Source organism: Variovorax paradoxus EPS (genome assembly GCF_000184745.1).
GTDB lineage: Bacteria > Pseudomonadota > Gammaproteobacteria > Burkholderiales > Burkholderiaceae_C > Variovorax > Variovorax paradoxus_C.
The window spans coordinates 426,723-440,303 of sequence record NC_014931.1; the positions used below are offsets into that span (position 1 = coordinate 426,723).

Sequence of the window (13,581 nt, forward strand, 5' to 3'; positions counted from 1 at the left end):
CGCCCCGCCGGCCGGCATCGGGCACAATCCCCGGTTCTCTTTCTCCTCCTCCTTCATCTACTTATCAGGGGCAGTGCATATGGCATCGGTCAATAAAGTCATCGTCGTCGGCAATCTGGGGCGCGACCCCGAAATGCGTACCTTCCCGAGCGGCGACCAGGTCGCAAACGTCACAGTGGCCACCACCGATCGCTGGAAAGACAAGCAAAGCGGCGAAATGCGCGAAGCCACCGAATGGCACCGCATCGTCTTCAACGGCCGCCTGGCCGAAATCGCCGGCCAGTACCTGCGCAAGGGCTCGCAGGTGTATGTCGAAGGCTCGCTGCGCACGCGCAAGTGGACCGACAAGGACGGCATCGAGAAATACACCACCGAAATCCGCGCCGACCAGATGCAGATGCTGGGCAGCCGCCAGGGCCAGGGCGGCCCGTCGGGCGGTCCGGAAGACGACGGCGGGTATTCGCAAGGCGGCGGCGGTGGTGGCTACTCGCAGGGTGGCAATGGCGGCGGCGGCGGCGGCGGTGGTGGTGGTGGCTACGCTCCCCGCGCTCCGGCTGCGGCACCCCGGGCACCTTCGGCTGCTCCGCGCCAGGCACCGGCCAAGTCGTCGACGGGCTTCGACGACATGGATGACGACATCCCGTTCTGACCCGACCCTTCTCTCCCGTATGACCGAAGCTCTCTCATTGCTGCTTCGGTCATGCGTCTTGCCCGGCACATCCTCGTCCCCGGCAACGCCTTGAACCCCGTCCCGCAGCCCGCACCCCGATGAACGTCCCCATGGTGCGCGAGCTGCGCGCGTGGTTCTTCGAAGGCCTCTCGAAATACCGCGCCGCGCCCCTCTGGGCGAATGTGGTGCTGGTCGTCTCCCTCGCCCTCCTGGCGCTCATGATCGTCTTCTTCGGCGGTTCCTCCGCCGCGCCAGGCGTGCCGGCGACCCGGATCACCCATGCCGACTGGCAGGTCACCGAAGCGCCGGGCTTTCGCGAACCCTCGATCGTCATGGACAGCCGGGCCTTGCCAGACACCTGGCAGTCCATCGAGCTGCCCCTGTCCCTGCCCATCGCGCTGCTGCGCCAGACCGACGACCGCTTCATCGCCAGCGCAACGCGCACCACGTGGCTTCGCGTGGCCGTGCACGACCTGCCCGTCACCACGGGCCCGCTCGCGCTGTACGGCGTGCGCATCAAGACCGACGGCACCATCGCGGTGTACGCCGACGGCCGGCTGGTTCACCGCGACCAGGAAAACGGACCGCTGTGGAACAGCACCCGCACGCCGCTGTGGGTGGTGATCGAGAAAACGCCCGATGCCGTACCGCTGAAGGAAATCCTCATCCGCCTGGAGCACACGCGCAATGCGCAGGTGGCGGTGTCTTCGCTTTGGCTGGGCCCGGTCGATTCGCTGAAGGACCGCTACAACAAGCGCCTGTGGTTCCAGCAGGACCTGCCCGCCATGCTCGGCGCGGCCTTCATGGCGGTGGGCCTGTTCGCACTGTTCGTGTGGTTCCGGCGCCGGCACGAGACCGGCTACCTGCTTTTCTTCAATCTCGCGACCACGTCGTTCCTGCGAAGTCTGCATTTCTACGTGAGCCTGCCGGTGGCCAACGACTGGTTCGCCTGGCTCACGGTCAACTCGCTGTTCTGGCTGGTCGCGGTGGTGCACTTTGCGCTGCGCCAATTGCATGGCCGACCGCTCCAGTGGCTCACGTACGCGGTGGTCGGCTGGACTGCGCTGATCGGCGTGCTGACCCTGCCGGGCCTCGGCATCCTGACGAACACCCCGCAGGTCACGCCGCTCATCTACGTCGGCGCGGCCGCCATGGGCGCGGCCGTGGCGCTGGTGGGAGGCATCAGCGCCTGGCGCCGCTCGAACGAAGGCCGGCTGGTGGCCGTCGGCATCGGCGTGTGCGTGCTGCTGGGCCTGTCCGACTGGCTGCTGCAGAACAACTTCGCGAATCCGGAGGGCTGGTACCTGGGGTCCTACACCAACGCCGTGACCTTCGCCGTCTTCGGCACGCTGATGTACCGGCGCTACGTCAACGCCATCGCCGAGGTCGAACTGGTCAACGCCAGCCTGGCCGAGCGCCTGCAGGCGCGCGAGGCCGAGCTCGAACAGAGCCACCGCCGGCTGCGCGAGGTGGAAAAGCGCCAGACCATCAGCGACGAGCGCCAGCGGCTGATGCAGGACATGCACGACGGCCTGGGCTCATCGCTCATCAGCGCGATCCGTTCGGTGGAGAACGGGCGCCTCAGCGACGAGAAGGTGTCGCATATCCTCAGAAGCTGCCTGGACGACCTGAAGCTCACCATCGATTCGATGGAGCCGCTCGAGGAAGACCTGCTGCTCCTGCTGGCCACGCTGCGCTACCGCCTCGGTCCCCGGCTCGAGGGCTCCGGCGTCGCGCTGCGCTGGGAGGTGCAGGAGATCCCGCCGCTCGACTGGCTCGACCCGACCAGCGCGCTGCACATCCTGCGCATCGTGCAGGAGAGCATCGCCAACATCCTGCGCCACACGCGCGCCACCGAAATCCGCGTGGGCACCGCGCCCGAGGCCGAGGGCGTGCGGGTGACCATCGAGGACAACGGCCAGGGCTTCGACGTCGACAAGGCGATGGCCGAGGCCGGCGGGCGCGGCATGCAGAACCAGTTGCGCCGTGCGCAGGCCATCGGCGGGGGCGTGAGCTGGCGCTCGGGGCCGACGGGCACGCTGTTCACGCTGTGGCTGCCGCTGCAGCGCAAGCCGCGGAAGGCTTGAAGCCCGCGCTCAGTCGGCGCCCGCGTGCCCTTGGTGCTGCGGCAGGTCGTCGTTGATGGCGAACCAGGGGGCCTTCGAGCCGACGAAGATGTGTGCGCTGGGTCGGATGGACGGATCGTCGACCAGCGTGCCCAGGGTGACGTGCACGAACATGCCATCGCGCACCACCGAATACAGGAACGAGCCGCACTTGCCGCAGTGGATGTCGCCGGCGTCTTCTTCGCCGTGGATCAGCAGCGTGTCGGCGCCCTGCGTGATCGCCAGCTTGTGCCGCTCGATGCCGGCAAAGGGCTTGAAGGCCGAGCCCGTCGCGCGCCGGCAGTCCGCGCAGTGGCAATTCAGGGCGTAGGTGAATTCGTCGGCCACCGTGTAGTGGACGGCCCCGCACAGGCACTTGCCGGCGAGGCTGCGGACGGTGGTTGTCCCGGGGCTTGTCACCGGTGTCTCTCGCAACCGAAGAAGGCGTCAGCCCGCCAGGCCCACGTACACGTTCTGCACATCGTCGTTCGCGTCGATGGCTGCCAGGAAGACTTCGACTTCTTCCAGATCCGCGGCGCTCAGGCTCGCCGGATCGACCGGGTTCTTCGGCTTGTAGCCCAGCTTGGCCGAGAGCACCGTGAAGCCCTGCGCCGGCAGCGCGCGGCTCACGAGGTCCAGGTCGGTCGGGTCGGTGAGGAACACCGTGGCGTTGCTTTCGCCGGCCGGCTCGAAGTCCTGCGCGCCGGCTTCGATGGCGGCGACCTCGGCATCGGCCGTGGCGTTCGCGGGCTCGGCTTCGATCATGCCGACGTGATCGAAATCCCACGACACCGAGCCCGAGGTGCCCAGTTGGCCCTTGCGGAACAGCACGCGCATTTCAGGTGCGGTGCGGTTCACGTTGTCGGTCAGGCACTCGACCATCACCGGCACGCGGTGCGGCGCGAAGCCCTCGTAGATCACATGCTCGAAATGCACCGCCTCGCCCGTGAGGCCCGCGCCCTTCTTGATGGCCCGATCCAGCGTGTCCTTGGGCATCGAGACCTTGCGGGCCTGCTCCACCACCAGCCGCAGGCGCGAATTGGAGGCCGGGTCGGCGCCGTTGCGCGCGGCCATCATGATTTCCTTGGCCAGCTTTCCGAAGAGGCGGCCCTTGGCATTGGCGGCCAGGTCCTTGTGCTTTGCTTTCCACTGTGCGCCCATGGCGGTGTTCCTTCGATTCGGGGGAGCTACTGTAGCCGCAGCGCGCCGGGCCGCAGTTTTCTCCAAGTTTCGGGGGCGGGGCGTCGCTACGCTCGCGTCGTTTCCTCATCATCGATACAGACGACACCATGCCCTCCATCGAAACAAGACAACAGCAAACGGAAACTTTCCATCGACTCCACGCCGGCGCCGATCCTTTGGTGCTCGTGAACGCATGGGACGCGGTCAGCGCGCGGATCGTCGAGCGCGCCGGGGCGAAAGCCATCGCCACCACCAGCGCGGGCATCGCCTGGGCGCTCGGCTACCCGGACGGCGAGCGCGTGCCCGTCGATGAACTGCTCGCCGCCACCGCGCGGATCTGCCGCGTGAGCCGCGTGCCGGTCACGGTCGACATCGAACGCGGCTTCGGCGACAGCACCGAGACCGTATGCGAGGTGGTGCGCGCGTTCATCGACATGGGCGTGGCCGGCATCAACATCGAAGACGGGACGCTGCCCGGCACGCGGGAACTCGCGCCGCCGGAAATCCTTTGTGAGCGCGTCGCTGCGCTGCGCAAGCTGGATGTGCGCCTCTTCATCAACGCCCGCACCGACACCTACTTCGTCGCCAACGACGACCCCGCCGCGCGCTACGCAGACACGCTGCGGCGCGCCCGGCTCTACGCAGCGGCCGGCGCCGACGGCATCTTCGTGCCGGGCATGTCGAAGCTGGAGGAAATCGCGAGCCTTGCTGCTGCGGTGCCTTTGCCGGTGAACGTCTACGCCGGCCACACCCAGGCACCGCCGGTCGCGGTGCTCGCCGGCGCTGGCGCGAGGCGCATCAGCCTGGGCTGCGGCCCGCTGCAGGCGGCGCTCGGGTTGCTCGGACGCATCGCCGCCGAGGCCTTCGACGGCAGCGACGCCGGCTTTCGCGCGATGAGCGCCGGGATGCTGTCCGCAGGCGAGATCAACGCCCTTTTTTCCGGCACGTCCTGAGAAAAAGGCTGCAGGAAGGCTTGGGGTACAGTGGCGACCCCTTGCCGCAGCCGACCCCTACCGACCCCCTCGTCCCGTACAGCATCCGCCTCGAATCGGTCACGCTGGTTCGCGGCGAACAGCGCGTTTTCGACGAGCTGACGCTCAGCCTCGACGAAGCGCGCATCGGCCTCGTCGGCGACAACGGCGCGGGCAAGAGCAGCCTGTTTCGCCTCATCAGCGGGCTCGACCAGCCGCAGCAAGGGCGCGTCGTGGTGCATGGCTGCGACACGCAGGGGACGCAGGCCGACCGCCGCCAGCTCTCGCAGCACGTGGGGCTGATGTTCCAGAACCCCGACGACCAGATCATCTTTCCCACCGTGGCCGAGGAGCTCGCGTTCAGCCTCACGGCGCGCGGCGAAACGCGGCAGGCGGCGCGCGAGCGGGCGCGCGAATTCCTGGCCGAACGCGGGCTCGCGGCGTGGGCCGGGCGCGCGATCGGCGAACTGAGCCAGGGGCAGCGGCAGCAGGTGTGCCTGCTGGCGCTGCAGATCGGCCAACCCGCCACGCTGCTGCTCGACGAGCCCTTTGCAAGCCTCGACCTCTTGAGCCAGGCGCGGCTCGCGGCGCAGCTCGAAGCGACGGGCCAGCAGATCGTCGTCTCCACGCACCTGCTCGAACATGTGTACGACTTCGAGCGCGTGCTGTGGCTCGAACAAGGCCGGGTGCGTGCCGATGGCCCGGGGCGCGAAGTCTGCGAGGCCTATGCCGAGAACGTGCGCCAGCGCGCCGAGGCCGAGCGGGGCCCACGCCATGCGTAGCCTCTACTCGTCGCATCCGACCTGGACGCATGCGCTGCCGGCGTGGGTCAAGCTCGCGGTGCTTTCGGTGTGCGGCACGCTGCTGGTGCTGGTCGAGCGGCCGGTTCACCTGGGCATCGCCTGCGTCGTCGTGTTGCTGCTCTTCGCATCGCTCGGCCGCACGGCGTGGCTGCGCGTGCGGATGCTGGCGGGCATCGCGATCGGCTGCGCGCTGATCGTCGGCTTTCACTGGTTCCTGGGCACGACTGTGCTCGGCGTGGCGAGCGCGCTGCGGCTCGCGAGCGCGGCCGTGCTCGCGCTGATGCTGACGCTCACCACGCGCTTCGAAGACCTGCTGGCCGTGCTCGAAACCGTGATGCGGCCGCTGCAGCGTTTCGGCGTGCCGACCGAGCGGATCGCGCTCGGCATCGGCCTGATGCTGCGCTTTGCCGAGAACTTCTACGTGCAGTGGCAGCGCCTGGACGACGCCTACCGCGCCCGCGCCGGGCATGGCGGCGGGCTGCGCCTCCTGGCGCCGCTGACCATCCGCACGCTGCAGACCGCCGAGCGGGTGGCCGATGCGCTGGCCGCGCGGCTGGGCCGATAGCAGCGCGGCGCAGAATCCGACGAACACCCCTCTCCGAATCGCGTCATGACCACCACCGGCTCCATCACCTCGTCCCGTTCGCTCTCGTACATCGCGCTGTTCGCCGCGCTGATGGCGGTGTTCGGCCTGATTCCCAAGGTCGACCTGCCGTTCGGCGTGCCGATCACGCTGCAGTCGCTGGGCGTGATGCTGGCCGGCTGCCTGCTCGGGCCTCGGCGCGGCTTCTTCGCGATTGCGCTGTTCCTGCTGGCGGTGGCGCTCGGGCTGCCGCTGCTGCCGGGCGGGCGCGGCGGGCTGGCGGTGTTCGTCGCGCCGGCCGGCGGCTTCCTGTTCGGCTGGATGTTCGGCGCCTTTGCTTGCGGGCTGCTGATGCGCCGCATGGCCGGCGCGACCGGCAAGGGGCTGCTGGCCGCGGCGTTCCTGTCGTCGGTGGTCGGCGGGATCGTCGTGGTCTATGCCTTCGGCATCGTCGGGCTCTCGCTGATCGCCCACATGTCGCTCACGCAGGCGGCGCTGGCGATGCTGGTGTTCATTCCCGGCGACCTCATCAAGTGCGGCATCTGCGCGATGCTCGTGCAGACGGTGATGCGCGGCATGCCGAGCTGGCGGCTCGACCGCGACTGAGCAGCGCTACAGCCCGCGCCGCTTGAAGACGGTGCGCGAGAGGTAGTCCTTGCGCGGGCCCTTCACCAGGTGCTCGATGACGAATGAGCCATCCGCGCGGAACCGGTAGACGCTGTCGTACTGGTCGGCAACGCAGAGGTGGCCGGCCGATCCGACGAGTTCGTCGCCTTCGCGCACGATGGCGATGTCATGAAAGAGCCGCGGCGGGACTTCGGCAAAGAAGACCGAGAACCCTTTAGGACTGCGTTCGAAGACGTACTCACGGTGCCCATCGAACGCCTGCCCGTTAGGCAGTTGGATCCGGCCCTCTTCGCGGTATTTCAGCTGGCCGGCGTCGAGCCGCACGAACCGGGCGGTTCCGGCCATCGTGGCCTTGCCCTCGATGACGCGGTCCAGGTCCCAGACGCCTTCCAACAGGTCGAAGACCGTGTCCGGCATGCCCCAGGCGAGGGGCGGGAGAGGCGTCGTTTCCATGTCCCGAACTCTAAGCCAGCCCGAGTTCCCTGACCTTTGAGCATTGATTGTTTCCGTTCTGTGAACGCCGCGGTTCCTTTTGCTAAGGGTTTTTACGTAGATGGCGTCGCACAATACATCCACAGACCGGCCCCCAAGCCGATCTGGGTGAACAGGGCCCCGAGCGAGGTGGCCGCCCCCCGGAGGGACGGTGACCCACCCAAGACCGGTTCGAAATCATCCGAAGCAAAAACTGAACTGAATTGAAGGAAATCCAAATGACCGCCTCGAAGATCCTCTCCGCCGTTGCTGTTGCCCTGATGGCTGTTGCCGGTGCCGCCCACGCCGAAAGCTATGACGGCGTCCACCAACTGACCTCGGCCGCCTCCCGCGCCGATGTCGCCAGCCAGGCCGTGGTTGCCGCGCACAGCGCCAACCCGTACGCCACCGGCGCCAATGCAGGCCCTGCGCAAGTGTTCGTCTCGTCGACCAGCCGCGCTGCCGTCCGGTCGGAAGCCGTTGCCGCCGCACACAGCGCCGATCCGTACGCCGAAGGCGCATCGGCTGGCGTGGCCCCGCTGGTCGCCAGCACCGTGGACCGCAACGCCGTTCGCGCCGCAGCCCGCGCTGCCGCTCGTGGCGACGCACTGCCGCTGTAATCCTCCGAGAGCGTCAGCTCTTGTCGAAGCCGGCCCTGCGAAAGCAGGGGCCGGCTTTTCTTGTCGTCTCGTTTCGCACGCCCGAGTCAGCGCGCGGGCAGCAGCCGCAGGCCGGCGACGACGAAGGGCGCGCTGTCCGGCGCGGCCGCTTCGTGCAGCGTGACGAACCACTGCGCCGACGCGTCGTCGGGAGCGGGGCGCGCGCAAAGCTCGCACGCATAGAGCACCCGGCCGGCGCGGGTCAAGTCGTCTCGCAGGGCAACCGCTTCGTCGCGGCATTCGTCCATCACGCTCCAGCGGCCGTCGGTTTCGCTGCGGATCGACCGCCGCATCAGCCGCACGGCAATGCGCTCCGGCGCCACCGTGCGCTCGCCTGCATGCGCGTCGGGCACGGTTGCCAGCAGACGCACGTCGAGCGGCTCGCCGACGCGAAAGCCTTCCCCGCGCTCCAGCGACATGCCGCTCAAGGCCACGCGCACACGGCGCCGCTCGCGCAAGGTCGTGGCGACGAAGACCACCGTCAGCACCGAGAACATCGCGAACACCGGCAAGCCGACCGCCATCCAGAGCCATTGCCAACCGCCGGCCAGCGCCCAGGTCATTGCCCTGACGCCGAAGACCGCGAAGAAGGCCAGCACCGCCAGCGCGACGAACCAGGCCACCCAGTCGCCGACGGATCTGCGCACGCGTTCCGTGGCTTGCGGTGCATCGGAGGTCCATTCGGCAGGGAGCGTTTCATCGACCGTTGGCAAGTCGGCTGATCGTCGATCGGGTGGATCGGGCCATGGCGTCCAGAAATCTTCCGCCGTGTTCTCCAGCGCGATCCATTGGAGATCCGTCCAGGCCGGCAGGTAGGCCGTGGCGGTTTCCTCGCCTTCCACCCGCAGCGTGGTGCCTGTCGCGCCATCGGGCGCCGCCTCCTCGAAGCCGCGCGGGTACACGCCGGGCGCCCGGTGCATCCGCCGCGCCTGCAGGTCGACGATCAGCGTGTCGCCGCCGGCCTCCACCGCCTGGTAGCGGCCGTCGGGCGAGACATACCCGTAGCCCGGCGTGTGTCCGGAAAGATGGGCGATGCGTGCGACGGACGGATGAAGGCGGGCCATGGAGGAGGCGACGAGCATAGCCATGCGTCCGGCGTTCCACGTGGCCCCATGCCGGTGCGCCACTAGGCCGAAAGTTCGCGTGAGCCGGCCGTGCGGCGGGCGGCCACTGGGCCAAAAGGCGCATTGCCTTGCCGCAGCGCATCAATCATGATGGCGGCGCGGAAGGGATGGCCTCCCGACCTCATGCTTTCGCATTACTGCGCCACTGTGGTGCGGACACGCGAAAATACGACGACGTTTCCGCCAGGAAAAATGAAAGCATGACCCGTCGCCCGTGATGCGACAACCCAACACGCATGGCTCTAACTCTTGCCCCTGAAGATACGCGCGGACGCATTCACGACCTTGTGTGGTGCGGCTTCTATCCCGATGCCGATGTCGAGTGGATGATCACCGACGAGTATCTGGACCCCGACGAGCTCACGAGCGAAGACAGGGCCTGGGTCAAGGCCGAGGTGGCCAGCATCTGCGCCGCCAAGCACGCAGCCGAGGCCCAGTGGCCGGCAGAGACCGAGTACGACCGGCTCGAAGCCGTGTTCGCCCAGCTGCGCAGCGAGAAGATCATTGCCCTGCACCGCGCCGGCAACACCCTCTCCGACGGCCACGACGACGTGCGCGAGCACTGGCGCGCGGCCGGGCGGCTGGGCTCGGGCATCCGGGGCTGCTGCTTCTATCACTCGCAGGACCTCGATACGGCGGTGCGCACCGGCCGGCTGCATCTGGCGTTCAGCGGCGGGATGATTCCCGAGATCGAGCAGCGCGAGGCCAACACCGTGGTGATCGGCCACCGCATCATCGAACTGCTGCGCGCGGCCGGCTTCCAGGCGAACTGGAGCGGCAACATCAACGAGCGCATCGAGGCCGACCTCGGCCAATGGCGCAAGCGAGGCCCGTCGGTGTGAGCGTGCGGGCCTGGCAGCCGCCGCGCCGCATCGACGCCATCGATTTCTGGCTGCGCTCCCGGCTGCTGGCCAGCGCCCACGCGTTGCGCGAGGCGCTGCGGCCTTCGGCGCGGCGCTGGCACGGCGATGCCCATGCATTGGCCGATGCGCCGGTGCTCGCGCAGTACCGAACCCCGCTCTGGTCCGACGGACGCGCGGACGAATTTCCCCTCGTGGCCGGCAAGGTGCAGAACCTGCGCGTGGCGCGCCGCGCCTTCGATGCCATCGAGGTGCCCGCCGGGGAGGTGCTGAGTTTCTGGCGCCAGCTGGGCCGGCCGAGCGCTTCGCGCGGCTTCGTGCAGGGTCGCGAACTGCGCGGCGGCTGCGTGGTGCCGACGCTGGCCGGGGGCCTGTGCCAACTCTCGAATGCGCTCGCCACCGTGGCGGCCCGCGCCGGGCTCGAACTGGTGGAGCGCCACGGACACACCGCGCGCATCGAACAGGCCGCCGATGCCGCGGGCGATGCCGTGGATGCGACGGTGTTCTGGAACTACGTCGATCTGAAGGTACGCGCGAAGCATGCGTGGCGGCTCGAGGTCGAGCTGACCTCCGATGAGCTGGTGCTGCGCATCCGCGCGCGCTCGCCGATCGCGATGCCGGCGGTGCCGATGGCGCTGCGGCGGGCGAGCGAAGAGGGCGCCAGCGCTGCGTTGCCGCTGGCACGCGGCTGTCTGAGCTGCGACCAGACGGCCTGCTTCCGGCACCGCCTGCTCCCTGCTGTGGCGCAGCAAGGACGCACGGCCGTCCTGCTCGACGCGTGGACGCCCGAGTTCGCGCGCTATCTCGCCGCACACCACACCGGCGCCGACCGCATGCAGCCGGTGCCGCTGCGGCTCGCGTTCTGGCGCGCCGGGCCGGCCACGGGCCGGCACCGGGAAGCCGTCGCGGATGGCGCCGCATCCGTCCAGTCGCCGTGGTGGGCCAGCCTGCGCAGCACCGTGTGGCAGCGGCTCTGGGCGCGGCATGCGGGCCGGCGGCAGGGCAGCCTGATCGGCGGTCAGCGTTGGCTGGCGCTTGCCTTCGCCGCACGCCTGAAGCCCGAGCACACGCAACTCGTGATCGACCAGGCGCTGTTGCCGCATCTGCAGCAACTCGGCGCGCTCGACGGTCGCCGCGTCACGGTGCTGGCCAGCGCCTTGCCGATGGCGGAGATCGAACGCCGGCTCGATGCGGCCGCGCAGCGCTGGCCCGGTGACGCCACGCTGCGCGACTTTCGTGCGGATGCCGCGCTCGTGCAGGCGGAGGCCGCGGCGTTGGCGCGGGTTGCAGCGGTGGTCACGCCGCATGCCGAAGCCGCAACGCATCTGGCTGCGATGGCGCCGCGGGCGGCATTGTTTCGGCTCGATTGGGTGCTGCCTGCCGCGCGCGACATCGATGCCGCATGCGATGCGCCGCCGCTGATAGTGTTCGCCGCAAGCGCGCTCGCGCGAAAGGGCGCGCGCGAACTGGCCGCGGCGCTGCAAGGCTGGCCCTGCCGCCTGCGCGTGCTCGGATCGCCCTCGGACGATGCCCAGCTCTGGCGCGGCATCGGCAGCGTCGAGCATATGCACTGGCGGGGCGACGGGCTGAACGGCGCCCGCGTGGTCGTGCTGCCCGCGCACATCGAGCACGCACCGCGCGCGCTGCTGCGCGCCCTGGCAGCCGGCGTGCCGGTGGTGGCATCGAGCGCTTGCGGCCTCGCCGGACTGTCCGGCGTGCGCGAAGTGGCAGCGGGCGATGTGGAGGGTCTGCGTGCGGCATTGAAGAACGCGTGCAACGCGGACGACGGCAACAACAAGAACGACGAAAGCGCTTCATGACCATCGATCTCCAGACGCTCAAGTGCGGCGAGTGCGGCAGCAGCGTGCTCAAGCGCACCGGCCTCAATGAATACACCTGCGATCACTGCGGCTCGGTCACGCTGGTGGAAGACAAGGTCTCCGACCGGCTCGAGCGCGTGCTGGACCAGGTCAAGAACGAGGCGGGCCGGCGGCTCGCGGCCGAAGAGGCGCTGCGGCAGAAGCTGATGCTGCGCAAGGTCGGCATCGGCATCGCCGTGGTGCTGGCCGTGGTGCTGGTGGCGCGCATCGCCGAGCTGCTGATCGCGTCGCGCCAGCCCGCCGGGACGCAGCAGCCCGTGGTGGCCGCGTTCGTCGACCGCACCATCCCGGTGGACGGCCTGAAGCTCGGCGAGCCGCGGCAGGTGCTGCTGGGCAGCGGCAGTTCGGCGCAACCCAAGCTGCTGGTGGTGGCGCGCAACGAGACCGGCAAGCCGCTGTCGCGCGCGGGCATCCGGGCGACGTATTACGACGGCGACAGCAAGGTGGACGAGCGCACCGAGACGCTGCCGATCTTCGTGCTGGAGCCGGGCGAAAGTGCGCCCGCGCTGATCGACATGCCGAACGGAAAGAACGTCACGCGGCAGGAGCTGCAGGTGCAGAAGCTCGCCGAGCCCTACACCGCGACCGACGGGCCGCGCATGACTTTTTCGCGCGTGCGGCTGGTGCAGCAGGGCGAGCGCGTTCGGCTGGTCGGCCGCATCGACAACACGCGCAAGGACGCGGCCATCGTCGGCGGCATCGACGTGCTGGCCACGCTGTACGACGACGCCGGGCAGGTGATCGGCTTCGGGCACGGCTATGCGCAGGCGAGCGAACTCAAGCCCGGCGGGCAGACCTCGGTGGACGTGAGCGTCGCCCGCTTCGGCCGCGGGGCTGCGATCGCGGCCTGGGACTACCGCATCGGCTACAACATCGTCGATGCCTCGGGTTCGCGCACGCCGGTGCGGAGCGCCGACCGGGTGATCCGCACCGCGGCCGGGCCGGAGAGCTTCAACCCCGACCTGCGCCTGGGCACCGAAGATCTGCTGGCCGAGGACAGCGAGCGCTTCGATCCGAAGGACCTCGAATTGCTGCCGCTGGTCGATGGGCGCAACAACATCCAGCAGCGGCTCTTTCTGGGCGAACTGGTGAACCGCAGCACCGATGCAGTGGTGCTCGCGCCGGGCGGCGTGATCTCGCGCTTCAGCGGGAGCAAGGCGCATGGCACGACGAACATCACGGGCCTCGCGTACCTCTATCCGGGCGAGCGCTTCCCGATCTTCCTGGAGCCGGAGGACATGGAGCGCTTCACCTCGACCCGCATCGAATGGAAGCCGATGCGCCGCGCCGCATTGCCGGGGCCGCGCAAACCGCTGGAGGTGAAGGTGACCGGCACCAAGGCCGAGCTGGGCAGCGTGCTGCTCAACTTCAGCCAGCGCTTCACCTACAAGAGCGTGGAGGTCTCGGGCAGCGTGAAGAACCCGGGCAACGCCATCATCGGCAAGGTGCGGCTGTGGGTGAGCCTGCGGGACCGCAACGGGCAGCTCACCGGCTTCAAGCTGGTCGACAACCTGCCGGCCATCGCGCCGGGCGAAAGCGTGCCGTTCCAGGTGGACATCACGCAGAACGGCCGGGACTTTGCAAGCGTTTCGACGCTATATCAAACCGAATAGCCCCTGCCGGGGCGACGTTGGACGGATCGCGCC

General features: G+C 68.9%; 14 protein-coding genes. 10 read left to right on the top strand and 4 right to left on the bottom strand.

Annotated features, from left to right (window positions below; genetic code table 11):
• Positions 1–79 precede the first annotated feature (79 nt).
• Both ssb and VARPA_RS02000 read left to right on the top strand, forming a co-directional pair.
• Positions 80–649 (top strand): single-stranded DNA-binding protein, encoded by a 570-nt coding sequence (ssb, locus tag VARPA_RS01995; protein WP_041942737.1) that lies wholly within the window; start codon positions 80–82, stop codon positions 647–649.
• Positions 650–768: 119 nt separating this feature from the next.
• Positions 769–2,757 (top strand): sensor histidine kinase, encoded by a 1,989-nt coding sequence (locus VARPA_RS02000; RefSeq protein WP_013538867.1) that lies wholly within the window; start codon positions 769–771, stop codon positions 2,755–2,757.
• Positions 2,758–2,766: 9 nt separating this feature from the next.
• On the opposite strand, the gene VARPA_RS02005 is transcribed toward VARPA_RS02000, so the two are convergent.
• The gene (locus VARPA_RS02005; protein ID WP_013538868.1) at positions 2,767–3,195 is read right to left on the bottom strand and encodes a GFA family protein; all 429 of its coding nucleotides are present in this window, start codon (positions 3,193–3,195) and stop codon (positions 2,767–2,769) included.
• Positions 3,196–3,222: 27 nt separating this feature from the next.
• Positions 3,223–3,936 (bottom strand): YebC/PmpR family DNA-binding transcriptional regulator, encoded by a 714-nt coding sequence (locus VARPA_RS02010; RefSeq protein WP_013538869.1) that lies wholly within the window; start codon positions 3,934–3,936, stop codon positions 3,223–3,225.
• Positions 3,937–4,064: 128 nt separating this feature from the next.
• On the opposite strand from VARPA_RS02010, the gene VARPA_RS02015 reads away from it, so the two are divergent.
• From VARPA_RS02015 to VARPA_RS02030, 4 genes are read left to right on the top strand one after another with little or no spacing between them, the layout of a single operon-like run.
• Positions 4,065–4,910, top strand: coding sequence for an isocitrate lyase/PEP mutase family protein (locus VARPA_RS02015; RefSeq protein ID WP_013538870.1), 846 nt, complete (start codon positions 4,065–4,067; stop codon positions 4,908–4,910).
• A gap of 41 nt (positions 4,911–4,951) precedes the next feature.
• Complete coding sequence (locus tag VARPA_RS02020; protein ID WP_041942739.1) at positions 4,952–5,710, top strand: energy-coupling factor ABC transporter ATP-binding protein; 759 nt, start codon at positions 4,952–4,954, stop codon at positions 5,708–5,710.
• Positions 5,703–6,296 carry an energy-coupling factor transporter transmembrane component T family protein gene (locus tag VARPA_RS02025; protein WP_013538872.1) on the top strand — a complete coding sequence of 198 codons (594 nt, stop codon included), beginning with the start codon at positions 5,703–5,705 and terminating at the stop codon, positions 6,294–6,296. Before VARPA_RS02020 ends, VARPA_RS02025 begins: the two co-directional genes overlap by 8 nt.
• Before the next feature lie 45 nt (positions 6,297–6,341).
• Positions 6,342–6,920 (top strand): biotin transporter BioY, encoded by a 579-nt coding sequence (locus VARPA_RS02030; protein WP_013538873.1) that lies wholly within the window; start codon positions 6,342–6,344, stop codon positions 6,918–6,920.
• A gap of 6 nt (positions 6,921–6,926) precedes the next feature.
• Here the strand turns inward: VARPA_RS02030 and VARPA_RS02035 are convergent, their stop codons facing one another.
• Positions 6,927–7,394, bottom strand: a complete 468-nt coding sequence (locus VARPA_RS02035) for a DUF6314 family protein (protein WP_013538874.1) — start codon at positions 7,392–7,394, stop codon at positions 6,927–6,929.
• 257 nt (positions 7,395–7,651) lie between these two features.
• On the opposite strand from VARPA_RS02035, the gene VARPA_RS02040 reads away from it, so the two are divergent.
• A complete protein-coding gene (locus VARPA_RS02040) occupies positions 7,652–8,032 on the top strand; it encodes a hypothetical protein (RefSeq protein ID WP_013538875.1) in 381 nt (126 codons plus the stop codon).
• An 86-nt stretch (positions 8,033–8,118) separates the two neighbouring features.
• On the opposite strand, the gene VARPA_RS31535 is transcribed toward VARPA_RS02040, so the two are convergent.
• Entirely contained in the window at positions 8,119–9,159 is a 1,041-nt protein-coding gene (locus VARPA_RS31535; RefSeq protein WP_234974911.1) for a hypothetical protein, read from the bottom strand.
• A gap of 272 nt (positions 9,160–9,431) precedes the next feature.
• Between VARPA_RS31535 and VARPA_RS02050 the strand changes: the two genes are divergently transcribed.
• Genes VARPA_RS02050 through VARPA_RS02060 form a run of 3 tightly spaced genes read left to right on the top strand, consistent with a single transcriptional unit; the run spans position 9,432 to position 13,548 of the window.
• Positions 9,432–10,037 (top strand): DUF6891 domain-containing protein, encoded by a 606-nt coding sequence (locus VARPA_RS02050; RefSeq protein WP_013538877.1) that lies wholly within the window; start codon positions 9,432–9,434, stop codon positions 10,035–10,037.
• Positions 10,010–11,875 carry a VanW family protein gene (locus tag VARPA_RS30070; protein WP_013538878.1) on the top strand — a complete coding sequence of 622 codons (1,866 nt, stop codon included), beginning with the start codon at positions 10,010–10,012 and terminating at the stop codon, positions 11,873–11,875. The genes VARPA_RS02050 and VARPA_RS30070 overlap by 28 nt, the downstream gene beginning before the upstream one ends.
• Positions 11,872–13,548 (top strand): FxLYD domain-containing protein, encoded by a 1,677-nt coding sequence (locus VARPA_RS02060; protein WP_013538879.1) that lies wholly within the window; start codon positions 11,872–11,874, stop codon positions 13,546–13,548. Before VARPA_RS30070 ends, VARPA_RS02060 begins: the two co-directional genes overlap by 4 nt.
• The last annotated feature ends 33 nt before the right edge of the window (positions 13,549–13,581 follow it).

Coding starts and splice junctions, on each gene's coding strand:
- VARPA_RS02050 (WP_013538877.1), top strand. CDS start 9,432: ATGGCTCTAACTCTTGCCCCTGAAGATACGCGCGGACGCATTCACGAC.
- VARPA_RS30070 (WP_013538878.1), top strand. CDS start 10,010: ATGGCGCAAGCGAGGCCCGTCGGTGTGAGCGTGCGGGCCTGGCAGCCG.
- VARPA_RS02000 (WP_013538867.1), top strand. CDS start 769: ATGAACGTCCCCATGGTGCGCGAGCTGCGCGCGTGGTTCTTCGAAGGC.
- VARPA_RS02025 (WP_013538872.1), top strand. CDS start 5,703: ATGCGTAGCCTCTACTCGTCGCATCCGACCTGGACGCATGCGCTGCCG.
- ssb (WP_041942737.1), top strand. CDS start 80: ATGGCATCGGTCAATAAAGTCATCGTCGTCGGCAATCTGGGGCGCGAC.
- VARPA_RS02035 (WP_013538874.1), bottom strand. CDS start 7,394: ATGGAAACGACGCCTCTCCCGCCCCTCGCCTGGGGCATGCCGGACACG.
- VARPA_RS02010 (WP_013538869.1), bottom strand. CDS start 3,936: ATGGGCGCACAGTGGAAAGCAAAGCACAAGGACCTGGCCGCCAATGCC.
- VARPA_RS02015 (WP_013538870.1), top strand. CDS start 4,065: ATGCCCTCCATCGAAACAAGACAACAGCAAACGGAAACTTTCCATCGA.
- VARPA_RS02030 (WP_013538873.1), top strand. CDS start 6,342: ATGACCACCACCGGCTCCATCACCTCGTCCCGTTCGCTCTCGTACATC.
- VARPA_RS31535 (WP_234974911.1), bottom strand. CDS start 9,159: ATGGCTATGCTCGTCGCCTCCTCCATGGCCCGCCTTCATCCGTCCGTC.
- VARPA_RS02060 (WP_013538879.1), top strand. CDS start 11,872: ATGACCATCGATCTCCAGACGCTCAAGTGCGGCGAGTGCGGCAGCAGC.
- VARPA_RS02040 (WP_013538875.1), top strand. CDS start 7,652: ATGACCGCCTCGAAGATCCTCTCCGCCGTTGCTGTTGCCCTGATGGCT.